General features: G+C 67.5%; 17 protein-coding genes. 9 read left to right on the plus strand and 8 right to left on the minus strand.

Annotation, left to right across the window (positions count from 1 at the left end):
- Positions 1–3: 3 nt before the first annotated feature.
- Positions 4–777, minus strand: a complete 774-nt coding sequence (gene xth / locus G467_RS0109170) for an exodeoxyribonuclease III (RefSeq protein ID WP_022969441.1) — start codon at positions 775–777, stop codon at positions 4–6.
- Positions 778–925: 148 nt separating this feature from the next.
- Between xth and ltaE the strand changes: the two genes are divergently transcribed.
- Entirely contained in the window at positions 926–1939 is a 1014-nt protein-coding gene (gene ltaE / locus G467_RS0109175) for a low-specificity L-threonine aldolase (RefSeq protein ID WP_022969442.1), read from the plus strand.
- Here the strand turns inward: ltaE and G467_RS16160 are convergent, their stop codons facing one another.
- Positions 1940–3364 (minus strand): MFS transporter, encoded by a 1425-nt coding sequence (locus G467_RS16160; RefSeq protein ID WP_022969443.1) that lies wholly within the window; start codon positions 3362–3364, stop codon positions 1940–1942.
- 147 nt (positions 3365–3511) lie between these two features.
- Here G467_RS16160 and G467_RS0109185 point away from each other — a divergent pair, with 147 nt between their 5' ends.
- Entirely contained in the window at positions 3512–4459 is a 948-nt protein-coding gene (locus tag G467_RS0109185; protein ID WP_022969444.1) for a bifunctional helix-turn-helix transcriptional regulator/GNAT family N-acetyltransferase, read from the plus strand.
- Between the two features lie 4 nt (positions 4460–4463).
- Here G467_RS0109185 and G467_RS0109190 read toward each other — a convergent pair whose 3' ends face one another.
- The 3 genes from G467_RS0109190 to G467_RS0109200 form a co-directional block, all read right to left on the minus strand.
- Positions 4464–6509 carry a M3 family metallopeptidase gene (locus G467_RS0109190; protein WP_022969445.1) on the minus strand — a complete coding sequence of 682 codons (2046 nt, stop codon included), beginning with the start codon at positions 6507–6509 and terminating at the stop codon, positions 4464–4466.
- Between the two features lie 61 nt (positions 6510–6570).
- On the minus strand, positions 6571–6957 hold the full coding sequence (locus G467_RS0109195; protein ID WP_022969446.1) for a DUF6491 family protein: 387 nt from the start codon (positions 6955–6957) through the stop codon (positions 6571–6573).
- Positions 6958–7038: 81 nt separating this feature from the next.
- The gene (locus G467_RS0109200; RefSeq protein WP_022969447.1) at positions 7039–8457 is read right to left on the minus strand and encodes a coniferyl aldehyde dehydrogenase; all 1419 of its coding nucleotides are present in this window, start codon (positions 8455–8457) and stop codon (positions 7039–7041) included.
- Between the two features lie 58 nt (positions 8458–8515).
- Between G467_RS0109200 and G467_RS0109205 the strand changes: the two genes are divergently transcribed.
- Positions 8516–9052, plus strand: coding sequence for a gamma carbonic anhydrase family protein (locus G467_RS0109205; protein ID WP_022969448.1), 537 nt, complete (start codon positions 8516–8518; stop codon positions 9050–9052).
- Positions 9053–9066: 14 nt separating this feature from the next.
- Here the strand turns inward: G467_RS0109205 and G467_RS0109210 are convergent, their stop codons facing one another.
- Positions 9067–9348 carry a YkgJ family cysteine cluster protein gene (locus G467_RS0109210; protein WP_022969449.1) on the minus strand — a complete coding sequence of 94 codons (282 nt, stop codon included), beginning with the start codon at positions 9346–9348 and terminating at the stop codon, positions 9067–9069.
- Between the two features lie 241 nt (positions 9349–9589).
- On the opposite strand from G467_RS0109210, the gene G467_RS0109215 reads away from it, so the two are divergent.
- The 6 genes from G467_RS0109215 to G467_RS0109240 are packed head-to-tail and all read left to right on the plus strand — an operon-like array spanning position 9590 to position 16309.
- Positions 9590–10288: an RDD family protein gene (locus G467_RS0109215; protein ID WP_022969450.1), complete on the plus strand. Its 699-nt coding sequence runs from the start codon at positions 9590–9592 to the stop codon at positions 10286–10288.
- A complete protein-coding gene (locus tag G467_RS0109220) occupies positions 10285–11277 on the plus strand; it encodes a stage II sporulation protein M (RefSeq protein WP_022969451.1) in 993 nt (330 codons plus the stop codon). The genes G467_RS0109215 and G467_RS0109220 overlap by 4 nt, the downstream gene beginning before the upstream one ends.
- Entirely contained in the window at positions 11267–12904 is a 1638-nt protein-coding gene (locus tag G467_RS0109225) for a DUF4129 domain-containing protein (RefSeq protein ID WP_022969452.1), read from the plus strand. The genes G467_RS0109220 and G467_RS0109225 overlap by 11 nt, the downstream gene beginning before the upstream one ends.
- Complete coding sequence (locus G467_RS0109230; protein ID WP_022969453.1) at positions 12901–14016, plus strand: DUF4350 domain-containing protein; 1116 nt, start codon at positions 12901–12903, stop codon at positions 14014–14016. Before G467_RS0109225 ends, G467_RS0109230 begins: the two co-directional genes overlap by 4 nt.
- On the plus strand, positions 14013–15008 hold the full coding sequence (locus G467_RS0109235) for an AAA family ATPase (RefSeq protein WP_022969454.1): 996 nt from the start codon (positions 14013–14015) through the stop codon (positions 15006–15008). Before G467_RS0109230 ends, G467_RS0109235 begins: the two co-directional genes overlap by 4 nt.
- Complete coding sequence (locus G467_RS0109240) at positions 15005–16309, plus strand: DUF58 domain-containing protein (RefSeq protein WP_022969455.1); 1305 nt, start codon at positions 15005–15007, stop codon at positions 16307–16309. Before G467_RS0109235 ends, G467_RS0109240 begins: the two co-directional genes overlap by 4 nt.
- On the opposite strand, the gene G467_RS16165 is transcribed toward G467_RS0109240, so the two are convergent.
- Positions 16287–16868, minus strand: coding sequence for a hypothetical protein (locus G467_RS16165; protein WP_022969456.1), 582 nt, complete (start codon positions 16866–16868; stop codon positions 16287–16289). The genes G467_RS0109240 and G467_RS16165 overlap by 23 nt on opposite strands.
- Positions 16865–17212 carry a DUF952 domain-containing protein gene (locus G467_RS16170; protein WP_022969457.1) on the minus strand — a complete coding sequence of 116 codons (348 nt, stop codon included), beginning with the start codon at positions 17210–17212 and terminating at the stop codon, positions 16865–16867. Before G467_RS16170 ends, G467_RS16165 begins: the two co-directional genes overlap by 4 nt.
- Positions 17213–17234 lie beyond the last annotated feature (22 nt).

A 17234-nucleotide genomic window follows, 5' to 3' on the forward strand; every position in this document is an offset into this window, starting at 1 on the left:
CGCTCAGCGCGGCGCGAGTTCGACCCAGACGGGCGCGTGGTCGCTGGGGCGATCCCAGCTGCGCGGCTCGCGATCGATCACCGCCCCGACGCAGCGCGGCCTTAGCGCGTCGCTGATCAACGCAAAATCGATGCGCAGACCCAGGTTGCGACGGAAGCCCGCGGCACGGTAATCCCACCAGCTGAAATGCCCGCCCTCCTCGTTGTGCAGGCGGAAGCTGTCGTGCAGTCCCAGATCGGCCAGACGGCGCAGAGCAGCGCGTTCCGCGGTCGAGGTGAGAATGCTGTCGTCGTTCCAGACCTTGGGATCGTGCACGTCGCGGTCGTCGGGCGCGATGTTGAAATCGCCGAGCACGATGAGTTCGGGATGCGCCTGGATTTCCTGGGCGAGCCAGCCGTGCACCGCATCGAGCCAGCGCAACTTGTAGTCGTATTTCTCGGTGCCGATGTCCTGGCCGTTGACGACATAGAGGTCGACGATGCGCACGCCGTCGACGGTCGCGGCGATCACGCGTTTTTGCTCGTCGGCGAATCCGGGAATGCCGATCTGCACGTCGGTGGCCGGCGTGCGGCTCAGGATCGCCACGCCGTTGTAGGTTTTCTGGCCGGAAAACACGCTGCGATAGCCCAGACCTGCCAGCACGCTGTCGGGAAAACGGCTGTCCTCGAGCTTGGTCTCCTGCAGCGCGACTACGTCCGGCGCCCGCAGGCGCAACCATTCCTCCAGATGCGGCAGACGCACGTTGAGCGAATTGACGTTCCAGCTGGCGATCTTCATGACGACTCCCGAAGCCCGGCCGCGAGTGTACCTGCGCGACCGGTCGCGATCACGGGCTTCACCCGGACCAAGAACAAGGCAACAATGCCGGTCAGCGCCGGCCAGCCGACACGGCCGCAGACTGCGCCAGCCCCGAGGATGCCCTGCGATGACTTTTGTCGACCTGCGTAGCGACACGATCACCCGACCGACCGCGGCAATGCGCGCCGCCGCGACCGATGTGCCCGTCGGCGACGACGTGTTCGGCGAAGATCCGAGCGTCAATGCCTTGCAGGAACGCCTCGCCGACGAACTCGGTTTCGCGGCCGGCCTGTTCGTCGCCAGCGGCACGCAATCGAATCTGCTCGCCCTGATGGCGCATTGCGAACGCGGCGACGAATACCTGGTCGGCAGCGAGGCGCATACCTACAAATATGAGGGGGGTGGCGCCGCCGTGCTCGGCTCGATCCAGCCGCAACCGATTCCACAGGCGCCGGACGGCACGCTACCCCTCGATCTGGTCGCGAAAGCGGTCAAACCGCTCGGCGATCCCCATTTCGCGCGCTCGAAACTGCTCGCTCTGGAGAACACCTGGGGTGGCCGGGTCTTGCCGCAGGACTATCTCGCGAAAGCGCGTGAGCTCGCGCACCGCAAGGGCTTGGCCATCCATCTCGATGGCGCGCGCCTGTTCAATGCCGCGGTCGCCGACGGCGTGCCCGCACGTGCCATCGCGCAGCATTTCGACAGCGTTTCGGTATGTTTTTCCAAAGGGCTGGGCGCACCGATCGGTTCGATGCTGCTCGGCAGCGAGGAGCTTATCGCCAAGGCTCGGCGTTGGCGCAAGGTCGTGGGTGGCGGCTGGCGTCAGGCGGGTAGCCTCGCCGCGATGGTCAACTACGCACTCGATCATCACGTCGCGCGCCTGGCCGAGGATCATCGGCGCGCGCGTGAACTCGCCGACGCCCTGCGCGCCCTGCCGGGCCTGAGCATCGACGGTCCGCATACGAACATGGTCTTCGTCACGCCGGCCGCCGAGCGTGTTCCGGCCCTGGATGCGCATCTGGCCGCGCAGGGCATTCGCGTGTTCCCCGGCGGAACGAGCAAGCGTCTGGTCCTGCATCTGGATGTCGACGACGCCGGCGTGCAGCGCACGATCGCCGCGTTCCGAAGTTTTTTCGTCTGACTACAGTACGCCCGGCTCCTGCCCGGGCGTTGGTGCCGCGTCGGACGGCGCGCGCCGCGCCATTTCCGCGCCGGCATCGCGCGGCAGGCGCCACAACCACCAGGCCGAACTGGCCGAAATCGCCGCGACCACGAAGAACGCGATCGTGAAGTTCACCGAGGCCATGGCTGGCGTGCCGGTGACATCGCCCGCCAGTTGCAGCGCGTATCCGCCGATCGCCACGCCCAGACTCAGCGAGAGCTGCTGCATCATGCCCGACAGACTGCTCGCCTGGCCCATGCGCGGCGAGGACACCTCGGCGTAGCTGATCGCATTGAAACTGGTGAACTGCAGCGACCGCAGACAGCCGCCGAACAACAACACGGCCATGATCAGCGGCGCGGGTGTGTCGGCGCGGAACAGGCCGTAGCTGCCGAGCACCGCCGACGCGATCAGCGCATTGACCATGAGTACGCGACGAAAGCCCCAGCGCTGCAGGATGCGCGTGGCAATGGTCTTCATGAACATCGCACCGACCGCCGACACGAAGGTCAACAGGCCCGACTGCAGCGGAGTGAGACCGAAGCCCAGTTGCAGCATCAGCGGCAGCAGGAACGGCGTCGCGCCGATGCCGATGCGGAACAGACTGCCGCCCACGGTGCCGGCAAAAAACGTCGGCAAGGCGAACAGTTTCAGATCCAGCAAGGGGTGCGGATGCCGACGCGCATGCCAGACATACATCGCCAGCGCGATCAGCCCGGCGCTCGAGCAGACGATCGAAAGACCCGTCGAGACCAGATGCCGTCCCAGCGTGGAGAATCCGAACAGCGCCAGGCCCAGGCCCAGGCCCGAATACGCGAAGCCGAGCCAGTCGAGCGGCGGCGCGATCTCGCGCACGTCGGGAATGAAGCGCCGTCCAAGCGCGATGCCCAGCAGGCCCATCGGAATATTGATCAGGAAGATCCAGCGCCAGTCGAAATACGTCGTGATAAACCCGCCCAGCGGCGGTCCGACCATGGGTCCGACCAAGGCCGGGATCGTGAGGTAGCTCATGACCTGCAAGAGCTCGGACTTCGGCACCGTGCGCAACAGCACCAATCGCCCGACCGGCACCATCATCGCGCCGCCCAGCCCCTGCAGGAAGCGCGCGGCGACCATTTGCGCCAGGGTGTTGCTGGCCGCACACGCGAGTGAGCCGAGCAGGAACACGGCGATCGCGGCAGTGAAGATGTTGCGCGCGCCGAACCGGTCCGCGACCCAGCCGCTGACCGGGATGAAGATCGCCAGGCTGATCAGATAGGTCGTCAGCGCGAGCTTGAGCGCGATCGGCTCCACGGCCAGGTCGCTGGCGATTGCCGGCAGCGAGGTCGCGATGACCGTGGAATCCATGTTTTCGATGAACAGCGCACAGGCCACGATCATCGGGAGCAGGAATTTCTGGCTCACGCGGGTAGGGCCAGGGCGGGGGTCGGGACGGGGGGCATCGGGGCTAGCCTCACTGATGGCCCGGGCCGGCGCAAGGCGGGGCCAGGCCCTTGTCAGGGACAGGCCATTGATTTATGTTAGTACTTACATAATTGCTATCGCACGTCCATGAACTTCCTCGAATCCCAGGGCGCCCTCGCCCTCGCCAGCCGCCTCAAGAGCCTGAGCGACCGCTGCTTCGACGCCGTCGACCAGATCTACCGCGAGCACGGCACCGAGCTGCAGTCGCGCTGGTTCCCGCTGCTGCGCCTGCTGCAGGAGCAGGGTCCGCAGACCGTCGGCGACGCGGCGCGCGCGCTCGCGCAGACGCATTCGGCCGTCAGCCAGCTGGCGACCAAACTCGTGCGCGCCGGCTGGTTGCACGAAGGCAGCGGCAGCGATCGCCGCCAGCGCGTGCTCGCGCTGACCGAAAAAGCCGAAACGCAACTCAATGCCGCGCGACCGCTGTGGCAGGTGCTGCAAGGCAGCGTCGAAGCGCGCATCGCCGCAAGCGGCGTCGATCTGCTGCAGGCCCTGTCGACGATCGAGGCGGGCCTGAGCGCGCAGCCGCTACCGGCGGAAGTCGCCGGCCGCCTGGGTCGCGAGGAAGTAAACGCCGTGCGCATCGTGCCGTTCGCGCCGGCGCTGCGCGAACATTTCTATCGCCTCAATGCCGAATGGCTGAGCAAGTACTACCGCATCGAGCCGATCGACCATGCGGTGCTGTCGGATCCGGAAAAACACATCCTTGCACCCGGCGGCGCGATCTTCTTCGCCGTACTCGGCGACGAGGTGCTCGGCACCTGCGCGCTCATGCCCGAGGCGCCCGGCGTGTTCGAGCTGACCAAGATGGCGGTGACCGAACGTCGGCAGGGCCTGGGCATCGGTCGCCGGCTACTGCAGGCGACGATCGAGGAATTCCGCCGCCTCGGCGGCCGCGAATTGTTCCTGGAATCGCAGCGCCGCCTGCAGGCCGCGCTGAAGTTGTACGAGCGCATGGGCTTCGAGATGCAGCCGGGCACCAAGCCCGGCTCGCACTACCAGCGTGCCGATGTCTACATGATCTACCGCGGCTAGCGGGTCAGGCCGCGAGGCCGTGACTGCGCAGCAAGGCCTCGGGCTCGGGCTCGCGACCGCGGAACGCGACGAAACTTTCCAGCGCCGGACGCGAACCACCGACGGCGAGAATCTCGCGCCGGTAACGCGCGCCGGTCTCGGCATCGAACACGCCGTTTTCTTCGAATGCGGCGAAGGCATCGGCGCTCAGCACTTCTGCCCACAGATAGCTGTAGTACCCGGCCGCATAGCCGCCGCTGAAAATATGCGTGAACGCATGCGGGAAGCGGTGCCAGGACGGCGGCCGGATCACCGCGACTTCGGCGCGGACTTCGTCGAGCAATTCGAGCGTACGCGGACCGCGCGCGGGATCGAATTCCAGGTGCAGGCGGAAATCGAACAACGCGAACTCCAGCTGCCGCACGAGGAACAGGCCGGCGTGGAAATGCCGTGCCGCAAGCATTTTCTGGTACAGCGCCTCGGGCAGGATCTCGCCCGTCTGCCAGTGGCGCGCGAACGCGTTGAGCGCCTCGCGCTGCCAGCCGAAGTTCTCCATGAACTGGCTCGGCAATTCCACCGCATCCCATTCCACGCCATTGATGCCGCCGACGCTCGGCCAGCGCACCTCGGTGAGCAGGTGATGCAGGCCGTGGCCGAATTCGTGGAACAGGGTCAGCACGTCGTTGTGCGTGAGCAGCGAAGGCTTGTCGTCGGTCCCAGCCGAGAAGTTGCAAGTCAGATAAGCAACCGGCTTGCGTGCTTGCGTACCCTCGCCCAAGGGCGCCCGGCAGACATCCATCCACGCGCCGCCCCGCTTTCCGCTGCGCGCGAAATGATCCAGGTACACGCCGGCGCGCACGCCGCCGTCGGCATCGATCACATCGAAGAACTGCACGTCGGGATGCCAGGCCTCAACCTCGCGCCGCTCCACCAGGCGCACGCCGAAGACGCGCTCGGTCAGCGCGAACAGGCCGGCCATGACCTGCGGCAGCGGGAAGTACGGCTTGATGTCTTCCTCGGAAAAATCGAAACGCCGTTCGCGCAGCTTTTCGCTCGCGTACGACACGTCCCAGGGTTGCAGGTCGGCGATGCCCAGTTCGCTCGCGGCGAACGCACGCAACGCCGCCAGCTCGCGCTCGGCGACCGGCCGCGCTTTCGCGGCGAGATCGTGCAGGAAACCCAGCACGCGCTCCGGTGTGCCCGCCATCTTGTCGGTCAGCGACAGATGCGCACTCGATGCGAAGCCGAGCAGTTGCGCGGCCTCATGGCGCAGCGCGAGCAGTTGGCCGATGCGCGCGGAATTGTCGTGCGCGCGATCGCCCGGGCCCTGGTCGGAGGCACGCGTGTTGTAGGCGGTGTACACGTCCTCGCGCAGCGCGCGATCGTCCGCAAAGGTCAGGATCGCCTGCACGACCGGACCCTTGAGCGTCGCGAGCCAGCCGTCGACCTGCTTGTCCTTGGCCGCATGTGCGAGCATCGCGCGCGCCGAATCGGGCAGGCCGGCAAGTTCGGCCGCAGTGACTGGGCGCGTCCACGCGTCGGTCGCATCGAGCACGGCTTCCTCGAAACCGGTCTGGATGCGGCTGAGTTCGTTGTGGATGTCGCGGAAGCGCGAGCGCTGCGGTTCTTCGAGCGCGACGCCGGACAGACGGAAGCCACGCAGGCTGTCGTCGATGAGCGTGCGCTGCGCGCGATCGAGACCGGCGAAGGCCGGCGCATCACGCAGCGCCTGCACGGCCTCGAACAGCGCGCGGTTCTGGCCCAGGGCGGTGCCGTGTTCGGTGATCTTTTCCAGCGCCGCGGCGTAAGCCTCGCGCAGCGCGGGCGAATCCTTGACCCCGTGCAGATGCGAGGCCGGCGAGAACGTCCGTCCGAGGCGTTCTTCCAAGGCCTCCAGCGGGGCGATCAGCGAGGGAAAATCCCTTGCCTCGGGATCGGCCGTCAGGCGATCGACGGCGGCCTGATAGTCGTCCAGCACGGTTTCGACGGCGGGGAGGACATGTTCGGGCGCGATGCGCGCGAAGGCGGGGAGCTCGCCATCGGCGAGCAGGGGATTTTCGGTCGGATTCATACCAACAACATGGCGCGTGGCCGGCGGCAATTCAAGCCGGCCCGCGCCATCGGTCGCGCGATCAGCCGCGGGCGGCTTTCATCCGGGCCAGGTCGATCGGCTGGATCGTCTTGATGCGGCAACGCATGCGCCCGGCGATGATGCTGTCGGTGCCGGCACGCAGGCGTCCACCGAAACCGTCGACGGCGACCATCTCGCGGCCGCTCAGATCCCAGCACGCGCTCTGCAGGGTCAGCAGATAGGCCTGGCTGGGCTTGGTCCAGACGACGACGGTACGGTCATCGACCTTGTCCCAATTATGGAACCGCGTGTAGTCGATCTCGCGCACCGGCTCGCCGACATAGGGCGTGTACTGCGACGTCGCGGCGGCTTTCGGTTCGGAATGCAGGCTCGCGCAAGCGGACAAGGTCAGGGTGGCGGCGAGCAGGATCAGCTGAGGAGTTTTCATGGCAGGCCTCGGGGGTGGCATCTGGAAGGAGGGGTGCGGGGGCACCCCGGACTATCCGACACAAAAGCTGAACCGATGCCCTCAGCGGGTCAGCCAGGCGATCGCGCGCCGGGCGAAATCGCTGTAAGGCGCATCGAACAGCTTCATGCCGTTCAAGCGCGCCTGATACATCACCGGCATGGCCTTGCTGAAGGTCAGGAAGCCGGCGTGTCCGTGGTAGTGGCCCATGCCGCTGGCACCGACGCCGCCGATCGGCAATTCGTCCTGGCCGAACTGGATGATCACGTCGTTCACGCAGGCGGTGCCGGCAGAAATGCGATCGAGCGAGCGGGCGACGCGCGCGCCGTCGCGATCGAACGGATAGAACGCGAGCGGCTTGTCGCGCGCGAGGATGAAGGCCAGCGCCTCCTCGTGCGTGTCGTAGCTCTTCACCGGCAGCAGCGGGCCGAAAATTTCCTGCCGCATGACCTGGCAGTCGTCCGGTGGATCGATCAGCACGGTCGGCGGCACGATCTCGATGCCGGTCGGCAGTGTTTCCCCGGCCGGCAGATGCTGGCGGATCACGGTGCCGCGCGCCCGCGCTTCCTCGAGCCAATCGCGCAGGCGCGTGGCCTGGCGGGAATTCACGATTGCGGTGTAATCGGGATTGTCGGCCAGCGTCGGATAGCGACGCGCGAAACTCGCCATCAGCGCATCGACAAAGGCATCGCGCTTGTCGCGCGGCACGAGCACGTAATCGGGCGCGACGCAGGTCTGGCCGGCGTTGAAGCACTTGCCGAATGCGATGCGGTCGGCGGCCTGCTCGATCGGGTAGTCGGGCGCGATCAGCGCCGGCGACTTGCCGCCGAGCTCGAGCGTGACCGGCGTGAGATTGGGCGCGGCCGCGGCCATGACATGACGGCCCACCGCGGTCGAGCCGGTGAACAGCAAATGGTCGAAGGGCAGCTGGGTGAACGCCGCGGCGAGTTCAGCGCCGCCCTGCATGACCACGACCTGGTCGGCCGTGAATACCTCGCCGAGCATCTTCGCGATCAACGCGCTGACCTGCGGCGTGAACTCCGAGGGTTTGATCATCGCGCGGTTGCCGGCGGCGAGCGCGTTGACCAGCGGAATGATCGCGAGCTGGAACGGGTAATTCCACGGCGCCACGATGCCGACCACGCCCAGCGGCTGATAGCGCAGTTCGCCGCGCGCGGGCCGGAAAGTGAGATTGACCGGCCGCCGGGTCGGACGCATCCAGCGGCGCAGATGCTTGCGCGCGTGGCCGATCTCGTCGAGCGTCACCAGGACGTCGGCGCCGAGGGTCTCGAGCGGCGCGCGCCGGCCGAAGTCGGCCGAGCAGGCGAGCACGAGTTCGTCGCGGTAGCGGCGCACGGCCTGACCGAGGCGATCGAGCGCATCGCGGCGCTCGTCATAGGTCGCGATGTGCTGGCGCTGGGCCGCGCGCAGGCGCTCGAACGCGGGCTTGAGGGTATCGATGGCGGTGGGCGGGGTGTCCATGGGCCGAGTCTAGCGCGATGACTACGCCCCGGCGTAAAGCCGGCCTTACAATCGGGGCATGAACCTGCGCCCCTTCGAACAGATTTTCCCCACCGTCGGCGAACGCGTCTTCGTCGACCCCGCCGCCACCGTGATCGGCGATGTCGTGCTTGGCGACGACGTCTCGGTCTGGCCCGGCACCGTGATCCGCGGCGACGTGAACTTCATCCGCATCGGTGCGCGCACCAATATCCAGGACGGCACGATCATCCACGTGACCCACGACGGTCCGTACGGCAAGCCTGGCGGCTTCGCCACGATCATCGGCGAGGACGTCACCATCGGCCACGGCGCGATCGTGCATGCCTGCGTCATCGAGGACGCCTGCCTGATCGGCATGGGCAGCACCGTGCTCGACGGAGCGGTGGTGAAGAAAAACGGCTTCGTCGGCGCCGGCGCGGTCATCCCGCCGGGCAAGACGGTCGGCAGCGGCGAATTGTGGCTGGGCAATCCGGCGCGCTGCGTGCGCCGGCTCAGCGACAAGGAAATCGAGCAGCTGTATTACTCGGCCCAGCACTACCTGCGCCTCAAGGACCGCTACCTCGCCAGCGCTTGAGTCCGCGCGCCGGGTCAACCCGCGCGCGGACCGGTCGCCTGCTCCAGCGCCGTCAGGAAGGTGAGGGCGTCCTCGCGACGGCGGCCGCACATCTCCAGGCTCGGTCGCAGGCGCAGGCACACCGCCGGGCGTTCGGGACGACCGAAAATCGCGCAGCGGTTGTCGTCGGTGAGCTGCACGCAACGCACGCCGGCCGGTTTGCCGGCGGGCATGCCGGGAATCGGCGAGGAGATCGACGGCGCGATGCAGCAGGCGCCGCAACCAGCGCGGCATTCGGGAACCGGGGGCAGGGACATGCGTCCAGCCTACCCGAGCGGCGCGGCGCAAACGCGATGCGGCCCGCGGTTTCCACGCAAATACCTTGCGCCGCCGCAGCCGCTGGTGAAAAGTATCCGCCAAGGCACTTTCCGGACGACCCATGCCAGACCGCAACACCCCCCATGCCCATACGGCGGCACGGGTTTCAGACGTTGCGCACGGCGAGCCGAGGGACGGAAATCACACCGGACAGCGTCCGCCGCACGGCGCGCCTGTCTGATGGCGAACCCGCTGCCCCGCCTGGACACCCTGCGCGAAGTCGAGACGCCCGAAGGCGTCGCGCTGACCTTGCGTGCGGCCGGCCCGGTGCCGCGCGCCGTCGCCTGGCTGATGGACCTGGCGATCCGCCTGGCCATTCTGTGGGTGCTCGCGATCATCACCGCCCTGCTCGGCGAAGCGGGCACGGGCGTGTATCTGGTGCTGCTCTTCCTGATCTTCTGGGCCTATCCGATCGCCTTCGAACTGCTCTGGCACGGGCAGACGCCGGGCAAACGCGCGATGGGCCTGCGCGTGATCCGCGACAACGGCGCGCCGATCGGCTGGATTCCCTCGATCGTGCGCAATCTGTTGCGCACCGCCGACATGTTTCCGTTCCTGTACGGATTCGGCCTCGCGAGCACGCTTATCGATGCGCATGCGCGAAGGCTCGGCGACATCGTCGCCGGCACCCTGGTCGTGCATGTCGATGCCGAGGGCATGACGCGCGGCGCGCCGACCGTGCCGCCGCTGCCGCCACCGCTGCCGCTGTTGCCGGAAGAACAATCGGCCCTGGTCTCGTTCGCCGAACGCGCGCCGCTGATCACCCGCGAGCGCCAGGTGGAGCTGGCCAACCTGCTTGAACCGCTGAGCGGGCAGGGTGGCTTCGCCGGCCTGCAGCGCGTGTTCGGCTATGCCAACTGGCTGCTGGGCCGGCGATGAAACAGGACGTCTTCACCGCGCGCTACACCGCCGAATGGGCGATGCTCGAACGCTGGCTCGACGCGCAGGAACATCGCCGCGCGCGCACGAATGCGACACCCCCGGAATTCACCGAGATCGAGTTTCCGGCGCGCTACCGGCGCCTCTGCCAGCAGCTCGCGCTCGCACGCGGCCGCGGCTACAGCCCGCTCGTGGTCAATCGTCTGCAGGCGCTCATGCAGCGCGGCCATCGCCTTCTGTACAAGCCGCCGGTGCCGCGCTGGCGTCGCATCACCGACTACGTGCTGATGGATTTTCCGCGTCTGGTGCGCGCCAATGCCCGCGTCATGTGGCTGGCGGCCTTGCTGCTGTACCTGCCGATGGGCGCGATGATCGGGGCGATGCAGTCGCATCCGGAACTGGCGCAGGCGTTCTTCGAGCCCAACCAGCAGGCGAACATGGAGGAGATGTACAACCCCGGCGCCGAGCATATCGGCCGCGATCGCGAGAGCAGCGGCGACCTGCAGATGTTTGGCGTGTACATCTGGAACAACATCAGCATCGGCTTCAAGACCTTCGCCAGCGGCCTGCTGCTCGGCGTCGGCACCGTGTTCGTCCTGCTCAGCAACGGCTTCGAGATCGGCGCGGTCGCCGGCCATCTCACTGTGATCGGGTACGGCGGACCGTTCTGGAGTTTCGTCGTCGGACATTCGTCGTTCGAACTGACCGCGATCGTGATTTTCGGCGGTGCCGGCCTGCGCTTGGGCTTGGCGATGATCGCGCCGGGACGGCGCAGCCGCGCGCGCGCACTGCAGGACGCGGGTTGGGTCGGCGCGCACCTGGCCCTGGGCGGCTTCGTGATGCTGATCGTCGCGGCCTTCATCGAAGCATTCTGGTCGTCCAACGGCGCCTTGCCGCCGGTGGTGAAATACAGCGTCGGCGGCGTGTTGTGGTTGTTCGTGCTGCTGTGGCTGCTGCGCGGCGGCAAGGGGACGACGCATGCGTCTTGATGCCGTCCGCATCGCCCTGCGTCCGCGCTCGCCCTGGGAAGCGATCGATCTGGGCCTGAGCCTGGTGCGCGAATATTCCGCAGCGATCTGGGGACCGTGGTTCCTGTTGAGCCTGCCGGTGTTCGCCGTGCTCAACGCGCTCGCCTGGTGGGCGCAGATGCCCTGGCTGGCCCTGCTGGCGATGTGGTGGCTCAAGCCGGTGTTCGCGCGCATTCCCCTGTATGTGTTGTCGCGCGCGGTGTTCGGCACGACACCTGATTGGCGCGAAACCGTGCGCGCGCAGAAAACCTGGGGCTGGCGCGGCCTGTGGCCGACCCTGCTGTGGCGACGTCCGGATCCGCTGCGCAGCCTGCATTTTCCGATCGATCTGCTCGAGGGGCTGGACGGCGCGCGCCGCTCGCAACGCCGCGGCGTCTTGCGTCGCGCGATCTCCGGCCAGGCGGCGATGCTGACCTTTGTGATGGCGCTGTTCGTTTTCGCGCTGTTTCTGTCGGCCTGGGCGCTCGTGCTCATGTTCGCCAAGCCGGCGATGCTCAGCGAAACGCTCGAAAGCCTGTGGAAAACCTTCTTCCTGGATCCGCCGCTGTGGGCCTTTGCGGTCGTCAACGGCGTGGTGTGGCTGGCCGAGAGCGCGCTCGAGCCGTTCTACGTCGGCGGCGGGTTCGGTCTGTACCTCAATCGCCGTATCCACATCGAAGCCTGGGATCTGGAGCTGGGGTTCCGGCGCCTGTCCGCGCGCCTGATCGAAGCCAGCCGCACGGCGGCCGCGGCGTTGGCGCTGTGCCTGCTGCTGGGCCTTGGCGCGTTCGGCCTTGCCTCGCCGGCACAGGCGGCGAGCGCGACGCCCACCGCGGCACCCGTGACGACCAACGAGATCGATTCCGCGAGTACGCGCGAGAACGCCAAGAAACCCGACGCTCCTGCCGAACCGGCGCCCGCCCGCGAAGCGGCCGCGACCACCTTGCCGAAGATCTTCGGCGGCCAGCTCGACCGCGGAGCGGAACGCTTCGGGCGATCGGTGGAACGCGCCTATCGCGACCCGCAGTTGGGAGAGCGCAAGAAGATCGAGCGCTGGCAACTGAAAAAACTTTGGCAGCCGGATCCGAAGAAGCCGCAGGAGCCGCCGGCCTTCATCGCCGAGCTCGCGCACATCGTCGGCCTGATCGGCGAATACGGCCTGTGGTTGATCGCTGCGATCGTGCTGATCTTCGTGCTGATCACCGCGCCGCGCTGGCTGCCCTGGGTGCGCGATCCGCGCACGCGTGGTGCGGCGCCCGAGGCCATCGACGAACAACAGATCGCCGTCGTCGTGCCGCTGCCCGACGACGTGCCCGCCGCCGTGCGTGGCCTGTGGCAGGCCGGCAGACGCCGCGAAGCGATGGCCTTGCTCTATCGCGCCTGCGTGCAGGGTCTGGCGCGGCGTCTGGGCGTGGCGCTGCCGCCGGGCAGCACCGAAGCGCAGTGTCTGCGCCGTGCGCGCGCCTTGCAGGACCCGGCCGGCGAAGCGGGCCTGCGCGAGATCGTGCGCGCCTGGCAATACGCGGCCTATGCCGGACGCTGGCCAGACGATGCCGAGCTCGACGCCCTGCTCGCGACCTGGTCGCGGCATTTCGGAGCGCGCGCATGAGCCGGAAAACCACCGCGATCGTTGGCGGCGGCGTGGCACTGATACTGGCGCTGGCGATCGCCGCCTTCCTGTATTTCTTCGAGAAGGTCTCCGACGAAATCCGCCTGCCGCCGCGCGGCGCAGCCTTGTACAACCCGCTGTTCGCGCTGGAACGCACGCTGGTTGCGCAAGGCGTGGTCGCGACCTCGTTGCCGCGCCTGGACCTGGACGCGATGCAACTGCGCGCCGGCGACGGCCTGGTGCTGTATGCCGATCCGCGCCGGCTCACGCCCGCGCAAGTCCAGGCCCTGGTCGCGTGGATCGAAGCCGGCGGCCACCTGATCGTCGGCCTGCCCGATATCGAGGAAGGCCGCTTCGGCGATCTGCTCGATCGTTTCGGCATCGCGCCCACCGAACGCAACTGGCATTGCCAGAAATTGCTCATCGATCCCACAAAAGAACCCGCATCGGTGTTGTGCGCGATGCATCGTTTCGAACTGCCCGCCGATGGTGCGCTGGTCGCCTGGGGCGATCGTGACAACGGCTACGGCTATGCCCGTCTGCAACGCGGCCGCGGTACCGTCGACCTGGCGGCCGAACTGGATTTCCTCAGCAACTACCAGCTCGACGAATTGCCGCAACAGCGCCTGGCGCATCAGGTCCTTGCACCGAGCCTGCATGGCGGCCGCGTCTTCCTGATCTACGACGCCAGCGTGCCCTCGTTCTGGCGCCTGCTGATGACGCACGGCTGGGCGGCGCTGGCGGGCCTGGGGCTGATGATCGCGCTGTGGATCTGGATGCGCAGTCAGCGCTTCGGTCCGCTTTTGCCGGTGGAGGCCGCCGATCGCCGCGCCTTGCTCGAACACGTACAGGCCGCCGGCGAACACGCCTGGCGGCGCGGCGCGGCGCGCGAACTGCATGCGGCGTTGCGTGATTTTTTCCTCGCCCGCCTGCGCCGACGCGATCCGATGGCGATCGCGCTGCAAGGCGAAGCGCGCATCGACTACCTCGCCAAGAAACTCGACCTCGACGCCACGCGCATCCGCAATGCTCTCGTGCCGCCGCCGACCTTCCACGCCGAAAGCTTCCGCGAAGCCATGGCCATGCTCATCCAAATGGGACTCCGTCTATGACCACCGACACCACGACCGCCACCGCGAGCGTCCTGAGCGGCGCCGAACTGAGCGAACGCATCCACGCCGTGCGCGCCGAAGTCGAACAGGCCTTCCTCGGCCAGGCCGACGTGCTCGACCAGGTCCTTCTGGCCCTGCTCGCTGGCGGCCATGTCCTGCTCGAGGGCGTACCGGGCCTGGGCAAAACCCTGCTCGTGCGCGCGCTCGCCGCGGCGATGGACTGCGGCTTTTCGCGCGTGCAGTTCACGCCCGACCTGATGCCGAGCGATGTCAGCGGCCACGCGGTCTACGATCCGAAGACGGAGAGTTTCAAGATCCGTCGCGGCCCGGTGTTCACCAACCTGCTGCTCGCCGACGAAATCAATCGCGCACCGGCGAAGACGCAGGCAGCGCTGCTCGAAGTCATGCAGGAGCAGCAGGTCACGATCGAAGGCAAGAGCTTCCATCTGTCGCCGCCGTTCATGGCGATCGCCACGCAGAACCCGGTCGAGCAGGAAGGCACGTACCCGCTGCCGGAAGCGCAGCTGGACCGTTTTCTGGTCAAGGTGTTGCTCAACTATCCTGAGCTCGCCGACGAGGTGCGCATGGTTGGCGCGGTCAGCACCGGGCGCAGCGCGACCGATTTCGATCTGTCGAACGTGCGCCGCGTGCTCGGCCCCACCGACATCGTCGCGATGCAGATGGGCACGGCGCGCATCACGGTCGACGAAGCGGTCATCGATTATTCGGTGCGGCTGGCGCGCGCCACGCGCGAATGGCCCGGCCTGGCGATGGGCGCCGGTCCGCGCGGTTCGCTCGCCCTGGTGCGACTGGCGCGCGCGCAGGCGGTCATGGAAGGCCGCGACTTCGTCACGCCCGACGACGTGCGTGCGATCGCCAAACCCGGTCTGCGTCACCGCCTGACGCTCGCGCCGGAATTGCAGATCGAAGGCCAGCGCATCGACCAGGTGCTCGACGCCCTGCTCGCGAAAGTGGACGCGCCGCGCCGATGAGACCCTCGCCCGCCCTTGTCTGGGCGTCGGCGCTGCTCGCCCTGCTTGGCGTGGCGGTTGCCTTGGGCTTGGTGCCGGCAGCGGCCTGGTGGATCAGCGCCGGAACGGTGCTGGTGCTGGCCGTGCTCGATGCACTGGAATTGTCGCGACGGCCGACGCCGAGCGTCGAACGCGAGCTGCCCTCGGTGCTGCCGCTCGGGCCCGAGCGCGAGGTATTGCTGCGTCTGCGCACTTCCGCGCGGTTCGGCCAGCGCGTCAGCGTGCACGACCTGCATCCGGGGCCGTGGCCGGTGCGCGGGCTGCCGCGCGCGCTGACCTTGCATGCGGGCAAAGAATCGAGTTTCGCCTATCACCTGTTGCCGATGGCGCGCGGCGCCTTCGTATTCGCCGGCTGTCATCTGCGCCTGTGGTCGGCGCTGCGCCTGTGGACGCAGCAGCGCACGCTGCCGGTGAGTTCGACGGTCAAGGTGTATCCCAATTTCGCACCGTTGGCGAAGTTCGCGCTGTTCTCCGCCGAACAGGCTTCGCGCATGGTCGGTGCGCACCTCCAGCGGCGACGCGGCGAGGGCACCGACTTCCATCAGATGCGCGAATACCGCATCGGCGACAGCCTGCGCCAGATCGACTGGAAAGCGACTTCGCGTGCGCACCGATTGATCTCGCGCGAATACCAGGAAGAACGCAATCAGCAGGTCGTGATCCTGCTCGATACCGGCCGCCGCATGCTTGCGCGCGACGACCGCATCGCGCATTTCGACCATGTGCTCAACGCGTCGCTCGTGCTGTCGTATCTCGCGCTGCGCCAGGGCGATGCGGTCGGCCTGATGGCGCACGGCGGGCCGGCGCGCTGGCTGCCGCCGATGCGCGGCCTGGGCACGATCGATGCGCTGATGGGCACCGTCTACGACCTGGAAGCGCAGCCGGTCGCGACCGACTATCTCGCCGCCGCGACGCAACTGTCGCTGCGGCAGAAGCGCCGCGCGCTGGTCATGCTCATCACCAATGGCCGCGATGAGGACATCGAGGATCTGCTGGCAGCAGTGAAACTGCTGCAGCGCAAGCATCTGGTCTGCGTGGCGAGTCTGCGCGAGCAGGCGCTCGACGAATCGCTGACCACGCCGGTCGTCGATCTCACCGGCGCGATCCGCGTCGGCGCGGTCGCGAATTATCTCGACGAACGCCGGCGCGCCCACGATGCCCTGCGCCAGCACGGCGTCACCGTGCTCGACGTGACCTGCCCGGAATTGCCCGGCGCCCTGGTCGAGCGTTACCTCGCGATCAAGCGGCAGGGCCGCCTGTAGCCGCACCGTCCTGCACTTCGGCGGGCGGGGCTTCGGCTGGCGCCGGCGGCACGTCGGCGGCCGGTTCTTCCGTGGCTGGCGCTTCGCCGGCGGGCGGCGTTTCGATGGGTACGGCCTGCGCTACGGGTGCTTGCAGGCTCACGCCTTCGAGCAGCTTGAAGGTCGCGAGCAGTTGTTCTTCGCTGGCCGCGCTGATCCAGAAATGCGCGACGCCCGCGCTGTCCTGCTTGCCGAAACGGACCATGGTTTCGCGTGCATACGCGCCTTGCTTGTCGTCGGGCGAGACGTTGTACCAGGTCACCTCATAGCTGCCGATGCGGCTGGCTTCGGCCTTGTTCACGTCCAGATGGCGATAGCTGGGATTGCGCCCCAGATACACGCCGAAGACCTGCTCCTTGCCGCGCATCGCATGACAGACGACGAAGTCGGGTCCGTCCGAATGCGTCCAGGTCAGACCGGCATCAGCGGGCAGACCGGGGCAGGGGCCGGCGGTTTCCGCCCGCGCGCTGCCGGCCAGCGCGAGCAGAACGCCGACGGCGGACAACAAAAGCTTGTTCATGCAACGGATCCTTGTTCGGGAAGGAAGATCTCGGCCGCGCAGACCGCGGACACCGGGATCGGAGAATACACATGCGGATACCAGTCGCCGCTGGCCTCGCTCCAGTCGTAGCGCAGACAGTCACCGAGGTCGGCGGCGGCGAGCGTGAGGCGCAGCAGGTTCGTACGGCCCTGCAGATGACGCTGCGCCACCCCGGGAATCTGTTCGGCCGTCGCGCAATGGATGAAACCTTCACGCTCCCAGCCCGGCGGCGCGTATTCGCCGCACAGGCGTTGTTCGGCCCACTGCGTCGCATCGGCGAAATGGAAGATGTGCGCCGGCCGGGGCCCGGACGATGTGATCATGCGCGCGATCGCGGAACGCGGA

Source organism: Arenimonas oryziterrae DSM 21050 = YC6267, assembly GCF_000420545.1.
Taxonomy (GTDB): Bacteria; Pseudomonadota; Gammaproteobacteria; order Xanthomonadales; family Xanthomonadaceae; genus Arenimonas; species Arenimonas oryziterrae.

What these genes read in the sequence shown, in the direction of transcription:
- xth (WP_022969441.1), bottom strand. Translation starts at nt 777, where the DNA reads ATGAAGATCGCCAGCTGGAACGTCAATTCGCTCAACGTGCGTCTGCCG.
- ltaE (WP_022969442.1), top strand. Translation starts at nt 926, where the DNA reads ATGACTTTTGTCGACCTGCGTAGCGACACGATCACCCGACCGACCGCG.
- G467_RS0109185 (WP_022969444.1), top strand. Translation starts at nt 3,512, where the DNA reads ATGAACTTCCTCGAATCCCAGGGCGCCCTCGCCCTCGCCAGCCGCCTC.
- G467_RS0109190 (WP_022969445.1), bottom strand. Translation starts at nt 6,509, where the DNA reads ATGAATCCGACCGAAAATCCCCTGCTCGCCGATGGCGAGCTCCCCGCC.
- G467_RS0109195 (WP_022969446.1), bottom strand. Translation starts at nt 6,957, where the DNA reads ATGAAAACTCCTCAGCTGATCCTGCTCGCCGCCACCCTGACCTTGTCC.
- G467_RS0109200 (WP_022969447.1), bottom strand. Translation starts at nt 8,457, where the DNA reads ATGGACACCCCGCCCACCGCCATCGATACCCTCAAGCCCGCGTTCGAG.
- G467_RS0109205 (WP_022969448.1), top strand. Translation starts at nt 8,516, where the DNA reads ATGAACCTGCGCCCCTTCGAACAGATTTTCCCCACCGTCGGCGAACGC.
- G467_RS0109210 (WP_022969449.1), bottom strand. Translation starts at nt 9,348, where the DNA reads ATGTCCCTGCCCCCGGTTCCCGAATGCCGCGCTGGTTGCGGCGCCTGC.
- G467_RS0109215 (WP_022969450.1), top strand. Translation starts at nt 9,590, where the DNA reads ATGGCGAACCCGCTGCCCCGCCTGGACACCCTGCGCGAAGTCGAGACG.
- G467_RS0109220 (WP_022969451.1), top strand. Translation starts at nt 10,285, where the DNA reads ATGAAACAGGACGTCTTCACCGCGCGCTACACCGCCGAATGGGCGATG.
- G467_RS0109225 (WP_022969452.1), top strand. Translation starts at nt 11,267, where the DNA reads ATGCGTCTTGATGCCGTCCGCATCGCCCTGCGTCCGCGCTCGCCCTGG.
- G467_RS0109230 (WP_022969453.1), top strand. Translation starts at nt 12,901, where the DNA reads ATGAGCCGGAAAACCACCGCGATCGTTGGCGGCGGCGTGGCACTGATA.
- G467_RS0109235 (WP_022969454.1), top strand. Translation starts at nt 14,013, where the DNA reads ATGACCACCGACACCACGACCGCCACCGCGAGCGTCCTGAGCGGCGCC.
- G467_RS0109240 (WP_022969455.1), top strand. Translation starts at nt 15,005, where the DNA reads ATGAGACCCTCGCCCGCCCTTGTCTGGGCGTCGGCGCTGCTCGCCCTG.
- G467_RS16165 (WP_022969456.1), bottom strand. Translation starts at nt 16,868, where the DNA reads ATGAACAAGCTTTTGTTGTCCGCCGTCGGCGTTCTGCTCGCGCTGGCC.
- G467_RS16170 (WP_022969457.1), bottom strand. Translation starts at nt 17,212, where the DNA reads ATGATCACATCGTCCGGGCCCCGGCCGGCGCACATCTTCCATTTCGCC.